Origin of the sequence: Rhodococcus sp. 1168 (assembly GCF_002091955.1) — a bacterium.
Lineage (GTDB): Bacteria > Actinomycetota > Actinomycetes > Mycobacteriales > Mycobacteriaceae > Rhodococcoides.
Map to the genome: position 1 here is coordinate 22,761 of NZ_MKKY01000030.1, position 8,604 is coordinate 31,364.

At 63.2% G+C, this 8,604-nt stretch carries 8 protein-coding genes; 1 reads left to right on the forward strand and 7 read right to left on the reverse strand.

The features are described 5' to 3' along the window. Positions 1-40 precede the first annotated feature (40 nt). The 5 genes from BJI47_RS03610 to BJI47_RS24005 form a co-directional block, all read right to left on the reverse strand. Positions 41-1,552, reverse strand: a complete 1,512-nt coding sequence (locus tag BJI47_RS03610; protein WP_088942440.1) for an NAD(P)/FAD-dependent oxidoreductase — start codon at positions 1,550-1,552, stop codon at positions 41-43. Continuing rightward, a complete protein-coding gene (locus BJI47_RS03615; protein WP_088942454.1) occupies positions 1,549-2,268 on the reverse strand; it encodes a class I SAM-dependent methyltransferase in 720 nt (239 codons plus the stop codon). The genes BJI47_RS03610 and BJI47_RS03615 overlap by 4 nt, the downstream gene beginning before the upstream one ends. A 41-nt stretch (positions 2,269-2,309) precedes the next feature. Continuing rightward, positions 2,310-2,543, reverse strand: coding sequence for an RNA-binding S4 domain-containing protein (locus tag BJI47_RS03620; RefSeq protein ID WP_088942441.1), 234 nt, complete (start codon positions 2,541-2,543; stop codon positions 2,310-2,312). A gap of 99 nt (positions 2,544-2,642) precedes the next feature. Beyond that, on the reverse strand, positions 2,643-4,844 hold the full coding sequence (locus BJI47_RS03625) for a cation-translocating P-type ATPase (RefSeq protein ID WP_088942455.1): 2,202 nt from the start codon (positions 4,842-4,844) through the stop codon (positions 2,643-2,645). A gap of 29 nt (positions 4,845-4,873) precedes the next feature. Then, positions 4,874-5,029, reverse strand: a complete 156-nt coding sequence (locus BJI47_RS24005) for a hypothetical protein (protein ID WP_176224658.1) — start codon at positions 5,027-5,029, stop codon at positions 4,874-4,876. A 184-nt stretch (positions 5,030-5,213) separates the two neighbouring features. On the opposite strand from BJI47_RS24005, the gene BJI47_RS03630 reads away from it, so the two are divergent. Next, positions 5,214-6,911 carry a cutinase family protein gene (locus tag BJI47_RS03630; protein ID WP_088942442.1) on the forward strand — a complete coding sequence of 566 codons (1,698 nt, stop codon included), beginning with the start codon at positions 5,214-5,216 and terminating at the stop codon, positions 6,909-6,911. A gap of 158 nt (positions 6,912-7,069) precedes the next feature. Here BJI47_RS03630 and BJI47_RS03635 read toward each other — a convergent pair whose 3' ends face one another. Both BJI47_RS03635 and BJI47_RS03640 read right to left on the reverse strand, forming a co-directional pair. After that, positions 7,070-8,107 carry a DDE-type integrase/transposase/recombinase gene (locus BJI47_RS03635; protein WP_217808503.1) on the reverse strand — a complete coding sequence of 346 codons (1,038 nt, stop codon included), beginning with the start codon at positions 8,105-8,107 and terminating at the stop codon, positions 7,070-7,072. Next, entirely contained in the window at positions 8,080-8,541 is a 462-nt protein-coding gene (locus tag BJI47_RS03640; RefSeq protein ID WP_176224659.1) for a hypothetical protein, read from the reverse strand. Before BJI47_RS03640 ends, BJI47_RS03635 begins: the two co-directional genes overlap by 28 nt. Positions 8,542-8,604 lie beyond the last annotated feature (63 nt).

Here is an 8,604-nt window from a genome sequence, read left to right on the forward strand (position 1 = left end):
AACCTGCCGATCCCCCCGACGCGCGGGGGGATCGACGCGGTCAGCGCTTGGTAAGCCGAGCCAGCTTGTCGAACACTCGAAAGCGTCCGCGCGTCGGGACCGTATAGATCGGATGCCCGGCGATGCCCCAGCCCGAGAGCAGGGTGTTCGCCGCATGCAGCCCGGTTGTCGCGGCACGTTCCATCAGTGCGACCGGCAGATCGATCCTGATGCCGTCCCCTGCGAGCACGACGCCAGGTTCCGGGGTGCGCACCGTGGGCCGATTTGCGAACTGGCCGAGGCCGAACAACGGGCAATCATTGCGCCATTCGGTGCGCTCGGATACCACTGTGGCCGAAGCGGTTTCAGGATAAATCTCGTGCATCCGCGTCATCAACTGCGCGCGCGTCTCCTCTTCGGAGTCGACGGCCGCATACGCGTGCAGTTCGACGACCGATCCGCCGGTGCGAGCCGCCCACTCCGCCGCCTCGTCCTCGAATCGCTCGAGCACGCTGATGTTGTCGATCGGCGGCATACCACCGGTTCCGATGAAAGCCGGGCGATCGGCATTCACCGGCTTGTCGAGCCACACACGATGCACCAGGAACGGCGGCGTATTCTCCAGTGCCGCAATGCGTTTACGCCATTCCGACGTTCCGAGCTCCGGTGAGCTCTCCACCACGTTCTGCAAACCCGCTATATCGGCGGCAAGCACCACGGCGTCGACCTCACCCACTCCGACGACGTCGTATGCGCGTTCGCGGCCCCGGTCAATACCCTCACACGCGGTGCCCACCCTGACATCGACACCCAAGCCTAGTAAGTACTCTCCCAACGGATTCCACAGCGCCTGCGGATACGGGCCGCGAGGCACGTCGAAGATCAACCCCTCCGACGAACCGAGGAAGTAAATGTGGAACATCATGGCCAGTTCGGCAGCGGACATTTCCTCGGGATCGGCGAAAAAACTCCGCGAAAAAACCCCGAACGCCAAGTGTCGCGCAGCCTCAGGGAAGTTGATGTTGCGCAGAAACTCCGCCGCCGGGGTCATGTCCAGTTCCTCGAACGTCTCAGGAACACTGACATTCATCAGCGGCAGAGCAGCTACCCCCTTGAGTGAGAACAACTCTCGCATTCGAAAAGTAGGACTCCGAGCGACGAACGCGAACGCATTCAACGGCGGCGTCTGCGGCAAACCCTTGAAGCCGTCGATTCGGCCATCGCCGTCGATCAGCGGATAGTCCTCGACAGGCCGTAGCCGTCGCAGACCCGGATCGCTGCGCTCCATCAGGTTCCGAAGGTTGTAGTACTGCCGGAAGAACGCATGGAAACCGCGACTCATCGTCACCGGAGTGCCGTCGTCGAGCGTGGTATCCCACCCCCCGACGCGACCGCCCAGGTAATTCTCACGTTCGAGCACAGTCACCTCGACACCGCGCTCTGCCAAAGCCGTTGCCGCACTGAGGCCGGCGATCCCGCCACCGACAACGACGACCCGCGGCACACGGGTCAGCGAACCGGCATCCGGGAACCCAGCAGGGGCGGGATGTTCGACGCGTCGACTATCGGTCACAGTGCCTCCATCGGGCGGGCCCCGAGAAAGGTGTGCACGACACCGTTCTGCCAGCCCGTCATAGTCTCGGTAGCCAAGGAAGTGAAACCTGCACGCTGCATACGCCCGGCGAACTCTCCAGCACCGTCGAACGTCACCACACTGCGCCAGAGATGCTGATACAAGGTCGTGTTGCGCGTCGCCAAGTAGCCGAGCGGAATGATGACCGCCCAACACACGAACGTCCACAGCACCTGTGCACGAATGGAATCCTTGACCGAATACTCGTGAAAAGCGATGCTCCCGCCGGGCTCGAGCAACGACATCAGAGACTTCAACTCCGTGTCCGGATCGTCGACGTTCCTGATCAGGTACGCAGCGAGAATGCCGTCGAACGGGCCATCGACCCCGTTGACATTGAGATCCTCGACGCGGCTGTGCACGAACGTCACGTTCGACGGCCACGTCTTCGAGCGCGCCACCTCGAGCATCTCCGCCGACGCATCGGCGGCAACGATCTGCGCGTGCGGAGCCACCTTCAACAATGCAGCCGTCGACGCACCCGTGCCACAGCCGATATCGAGCAAACGAAGCCCATCACCGAGCCCAGGAAGGCGCAGCCGCTCCGCCGATTTCGCCAAATGGTCGTGATAGCCGGGGTTCGCACCGACCAACCGGTCATACGCCCGTGCCCCGACGTCGAAAGCCCCAGGCACCTCGTCGCGTGGCAAGCCCATACCCGTTACCCGCTTGCCACCCCATTCGCGCCCGCCAACCTTCACAGCGCCGACTCACTCGCGACGCGAGCCGACGGGCCACCGTCGATCGAGACGACATCGCCCGGATGAAGTTGGCGACCGCGTCGCAGATCCACCTCACCATTGACGCTGACCTGCCCATCGGCGATGAAAGTCTTCGCCTCCGCCCCCGACTCGATGAGGTTCGCCAACTTGAGAAACTGCCCGAGCCTGATGGACTCGTCGCGGATCGGAACATCTTGGGAGTCAGCCATGACTCCATCTTGGACTACACCGAGCAGATGGTCACTCCGCAGGCTCCGCTCCCGGCCTATCAAGGTCACTCCGCAAGCTCCGCTCACGCTTTAACCAGGTCACTCCGCAGGCTCCGCTCCCGCCGCCTGGAAGCGCCGCAAACGCAGACTGTTGGTCACCACGAACACCGAGGAGAACGCCATCGCCGCGCCCGCGAGCATCGGATTGAGCAGGCCCGCCGCCGCAAGTGGGATAGCGGCGACATTGTACGCGAACGCCCAGAACAAATTGCCCTTGATGGTCGCGAGCGTCTTACGGGAGAGCCGAATCGCGTCACCGACGGCGCGAAGATCCCCGCGAACGAGAGTCAAGTCGCTGGCCTCGATCGCCACATCGGTGCCTGTCCCCATCGACAGTCCGAGATCCGCCGTGGCCAATGCTGCCGCATCGTTGACGCCGTCACCGACCATCGCCACTATCCGACCCTCGGCCTGCAACCGCGTAATGACATCGACCTTGCCCTGCGGGAGCACACCGGCAAATACCTCGGTGATGCCGACCTCGGCGGCGATCTTCCGCGCTGCGGCCTCGTTGTCACCGGTCAGCATGACCGGGGTCAGACCGAGTGCACGCAATTCGTCGATGGCCTGCTTCGATGTCGGCTTGAGCGCATCGGCGACGACGAGAATTCCCCGTGCCCGCCCGTCCCAACCGAGCGCGACGGCGGTTCGGCCGTCGGCCTCCGCGTCGTTCAGCGCGCGCTCGAGTTCTGGGGGCAGCGGGAGTGACTTCTCGGCCAGCAGGGCGGCGCGTCCCAACACCACCGTCCGGCCGTCGACAGTTCCGCTGACCCCCAGGCCTGCGATGTTCGCAAAATCGATCACCTCGGGCAGTGAGGTCTCTTGCCTGGCGGCTGCAGTGATGGCCGCTGCGATGGGGTGTTCGGAGCCGGACTCGATGGCACCCGCCACCATCAAGATCTCGTCGCTGTCTTCGCCGTCGGCACCATGGACCGCGAGCAGCGTCATCTCACCGGTGGTGACGGTGCCGGTCTTGTCGAGGACGACGGTGTCGATCCGACGCGTCGACTCGAGCATCTCCGGGCCCTTGATCAGGATGCCGAGCTGGGCAGCTCGACCTGTGCCGACCATCAATGCCGTCGGAGTCGCGAGTCCGAGCGCGCACGGGCAGGCAATGATCAGAACAGCAACGGACGCGGTGAATGCCGCGGCGACGGAACCACCGGTTCCGAGCCAGAAGCCCAGGGTCGCAACGGCGATAGCGATGACGATGGGAACGAAAATCCCGGAAATGCGGTCGGCCAGGCGCTGCACCTGCGCCTTGCCGGTCTGAGCTTCCTCTACGAGGGTGGCCATCTGCGCGAGTTGCGTATCCGCGCCGACTCGCGTGGCTTTCACCACGAGCCTGCCGCCGACGTTGACGGTCGCGCCGACCACCTCGTCGCCAGCGGAGACTTCGACGGGTACGGACTCACCGGTAAGCATCGACTTGTCGACGGCGGAGGCACCGGATTCGATGATCCCGTCCGTCGCGATCTTCTCCCCGGGCTTGACGACGAACTGATCTCCGACGGCCAGTTCCGCGACCGGAACCTGCTTTTCGACGCCGTCCTTCAAAACTGTGACGTCTTTGGCACCGAGGTCCAGCAATGCGCGGAGCGCGGATCCGGCTCGCCGCTTGGCGCGCGCCTCGAAGTAGCGGCCGGCAAGAATGAACGTGGTCACTCCGGCGGCGGCCTCGAGGTAGATGTTGGACATGCCGTCCATGCGGGCGATGGTCAGCTCGAACGGATGCTTCATTCCCGTCACCCCGGCGGTTCCGAAGAACAGCGCGTATAACGACCATCCCAGCGCCGCGAGCGTGCCCATCGACACGAGCGTGTCCATCGTGGACGTGCCGTGGCGCAAGTTCTTAGCGGCTGCGAGATGGAAAGGCCACGCGCCCCAGACGACGACGGGTGCCGCGAGGGTCAGTGACAGCCACTGCCAGTTGTCGAACTGCAACGTAGGCACCATCGCCATGGCGATGACGGGAACGGACAATACGAGGGAGATCAGCAGGCGCTGCTTCAACGGATCTGTCGCGTCGGTCTCCGCCGTCGCGTCCCCGTCAGTCGGGTCGTCGGTGCGAGGCAGGGTCGCGGTGTACCCCGCCTGCTCGACGGCTTTGATCAGATCGGCCGTCAAGACGCCGTCACTGACGACTTTCGCCTTCTCGGTGGCGTAGTTGACCGTGGCTGTTACGCCGTCGAGTTTGTTCAATTTGCGCTCGATGCGGTTGGCGCACGACGCACAGGTCATGCCGCCGAGGATCAGTTCGGTGTTGGTAGTCACGACTCGTTCACCTCTGCATGCTCATGGCTGGCAGGAACCTGTTCTCCGATCGGTCCCACCAAAGATCCGACGAAGTAGGCGGCGAAGAACACCACTGTAATTCCGAGCACGAACATCGCGAGTTTGGCCAGCATGGCGATCTCCTTCATCATCAAGTTCTACCATACCCCCTGGGGGTATGAAAAGGTCAGGTTGTAACGCGATGGGAGCCCCGTGCGAAATCCAGGTAGCCCGCCACGCAGACCGGCGCGGGTCGAAGTTCATGGTGAACCTGCGCGAGCACCTGCAGGTTCACATCGGTTCGGGGTCGAGTCGACCAACTGATGGGGATATCTGATGCCTTTACGCCTTTCCGCCCGCGGGCCCGCACATCGCCGACGTCTCGCCACGAGCGCAGTCGCGTTCCTCTCACTGGGCGCATTGACCGTCGGTGGCGTCGCACTGACCGATTTCGGTGGATTCACCTCCTCTGACGCAGAAGTCGAACTCGCCTCGACGGCAACCTGCTACGACATGGTCAGCATCGCCGTCGGCGGACGTGGTGACAGCCCGAAGAACGGCGTCACCAAGATGCTGACGACACCAGACGGAACACCGCTCCCCGCCGCTCTGGCAGGCGAGTTCGAAAGCGACTGGATCGACCAGATGGTCGGCGCACCCAAAGGCCAGGTCAAGGAAGGCTCGTACGCAGCCGTCTACGTCGAGTACCCAGCCAACATGGCGTCCTACGACGAAGCAGTCAACACCGGAGTAGAGAACTCACAGAAGGTCATGCGCGCCATCGCCGCATCCTGCCCGGATACACGCTTCGCCATCGTCGGCTACAGCGAAGGCGCCGACGTCACGCGTCGCGCAGCCATGGAAATCGGCAATCAGACTCCCGACGGCAATGGCAACTACGGAATCGTCGACCCGTCCAAGGTCGTCGGCGTCGTCATCCTCGCCGACGCCGGACGCAAGGCGGGCGAAGGAGCATTCCCCGGATCGGCGTCCGGAACAGGACCCGACGGATTCGACAAGGTCTACCAGAACGGTTCCGGTCCTGCGGGCGCAGGCGCACTGCCAGGCACCTCCGGCAGCTTCGGAGCGCTCGAGGGCAAGGTAGCGTCATTCTGCTCCGAGGGCGACCTGACCTGCGCGATGCCGGAAAACACCTCGCTGCTGCACCTCGCCGCCAACGTGGGACGCCAGCTCGACGTCGACGCCCTTCAGCGTGACGGCGCGATTACCCCCGCCACCGGGGCAGACATGGCCATGGTCCTCGGCCGCATCGCCGTCGCAGCATTCAGTGACATCGCTGCCCAGGACAACTGGCTGGCCAGCGACGAGACGTTCCTCGATGTGCTTCTCAAGGTGTCCGAGCCGGGCTACAAGCCGGGCGTCGTGACCAAGCCGGTCGCAAAGGTCGACGGAGCCGGCGAACCGCTTCCCGCCTCGGAGGCCGTCAATCTCGCCTACCTGCCGGCGAAGATCGCCAAGGAGATCATCGGCTTCATCGGCTCGAACACGAACACCGTCCAGGTAGTGATGAACGATCCTTACGGACTGACACTCGGACCGGGATCGGGACACCACTTCGACTACTGGCGCGACGCGGACCCAGCCAAGGGCAAGCCGCTCACCTCGGCTCAGTACGCCGCAGCGTGGCTGACTCAGCTGGCCAAGGACGCCGAGGCAGGCAAGCCGATCAAGACCGCCGCTGTGCAGGAAAACGCTCGACTCGCAGTCTTGGCAGATCCGACCACAGCGACAGCCACCACCTCGGCTGCCCCGACGACGACCTCGGTCGTCACGGCACCCCCCGTGGCACCGGCTGAGCAGGCTCCGATCGCACCTGCGGTCATCGCACCGCCCGTCGACCCAGCACTACCGGGCGCTCCGGCTCAGCCCGTCGACCCCGCACCACCCGTCGCTCCGGCGCTGCCCGCCGACGGCACACAGGCAGTGGAAGGAACTCAGCCCGTCGAGGGGGCGGTCACCAGTACCACTCCCGTCCCGACGACGGTGGCCCCCACCACGACGCCGGCTCCGTAAGTTCTGCTCCTCTCAGCGCCTGTCCGAAATCGTTCGGGTAGGCGCTGAGTCGTCTGACCAGTGTGCCTACCCAGTGTTCTGAAGGTTCGCTTCGGTTTGGCGAGCGCGCACCCTTTTTGCAAACCTCACATCGGTTTTCTCGTCCAAACCGGAAGTTGTCAACCTGTCCGAGACAGGTTGGTGTTGATCCCGGTGGGTCCGGGAAGGTCAGGGGCACAGGGTGCTGCGCGATAGCGTTCGGGGTGGTTGGCGTAAGCCCGGTCGAGTGCACGCTGGCGTCGTTGCTGAGTGTCAGCAGCGATGCCGGTGTGCACCTGATGTGGTGTGTGCCGTCCGAGTCCACTGTGGCGGTGTTCAGTGGCGTAGCGATGAAGAAACTCTGTTGTCCATGTGCGGGCGTGCTCGATGTCATCGAAGTGCGGTGGGCAGTTGAGGTCGTATTTGATGGTCTTGAACAATGACTCCGAAAACGGATTGTCATCGCTGACCCTCGGTCGTGAATACGTCGGGACGACGTTCTCGGCGACGAGAGATCTCACCAGAGCATCCGAACGCATGACTGCACCATTGTCTGCGTGCACTCCGTTAGGTGCCCCGAATCGTTCGATAGCGCGGGCGAACATCGCTACCGCCAGGGCAGAGTCTTCCGAGTATTCGACACGCCAACCCACCGGATAGCGGGAGAACACATCTATGACCAGATACAACCTGTATCGATCCTGGGTCCGTGGCCCCCGCAGTTCGGTGACATCCCAGGACCACAGTTCACCGACGTCGCCGGCGTGCACGATCGGCTTGCTGCGATGTTGGACGAGACCGCCGAGCTTGCTGCGTCGACGATCACCGACCAACCCCTGTTGGGCGGCTATCCGGTAGAACGTACGCTCGCTGCAGTCAATTTTCTCGGCATCGAATGCACGCCAATATGTTTGAACGACAGACAGATCGGCGTAGTCGTCAGCTTCGAGGACTGACACGATCGCAGTCCGTTCGGATGCGGTCAGTGCTGCTGGTTGGTGTCGATCCTTGTGCGGTGTCGGATCGACGACAGGGCGGTAGTGGGAGTAGTTGCGTGTTATTCGGTAATAGGTGGCGCGTGCGATACCGACCAATTCGCATCCGTCACGGACACCGACGTCAGCTCCCACGAGCGCGCCGACGAGGGCGATCAGGACAGTTTGTTGCGCTCGAGCCACCGTGCGTATTCGTTCGCGCTCAGCAGTGTTACCGGAATCTCGGTCGGGTCCTCGTTCGGTGAGCTCGTGGTGATTCCTTCCAAGAGCTCGTACGCTTTTCCCAGGATCTCTTGCACCGCCTCGCTCTGGGCGAGTTTGTGTTTGAGTTCGCGGTTCTCTTTACGGAGTCTGTTGAATTCGGCGCGGTCGAAGTTCTCCATGCGGCGTAGTGACCTCTTTTCTGCGGCCGGAGCCATCTGTGCTTCGTATTCTCCCTCGTCTCGGCTCCGAAGCCAGTTCCGCACGGTCGCTCTGGTGAGGTTGTGCTCACGCATCAGTCGAACCTTCGATCCGTGGTCGGTACACAGATCCCACTCTTCGACGAACGCGATCCGAAACGCAACCGGAAACGTGCGCCCGCCCGTGCGGGTGCGTCCGATCTCGATGTCGATCACAAGCAACTCGATTCCCCGCCTACTTTGCCAGGATGTGTCTCACGATCATCCTGGCAAAGAACG

What these genes read in the sequence shown, in the direction of transcription:
- BJI47_RS03615 (WP_088942454.1), bottom strand. Translation starts at nt 2,268, where the DNA reads ATGGGCTTGCCACGCGACGAGGTGCCTGGGGCTTTCGACGTCGGGGCA.
- BJI47_RS03620 (WP_088942441.1), bottom strand. Translation starts at nt 2,543, where the DNA reads ATGGCTGACTCCCAAGATGTTCCGATCCGCGACGAGTCCATCAGGCTC.
- BJI47_RS03625 (WP_088942455.1), bottom strand. Translation starts at nt 4,844, where the DNA reads ATGACCTGTGCGTCGTGCGCCAACCGCATCGAGCGCAAATTGAACAAA.
- BJI47_RS24005 (WP_176224658.1), bottom strand. Translation starts at nt 5,029, where the DNA reads ATGATGAAGGAGATCGCCATGCTGGCCAAACTCGCGATGTTCGTGCTC.
- BJI47_RS03630 (WP_088942442.1), top strand. Translation starts at nt 5,214, where the DNA reads ATGCCTTTACGCCTTTCCGCCCGCGGGCCCGCACATCGCCGACGTCTC.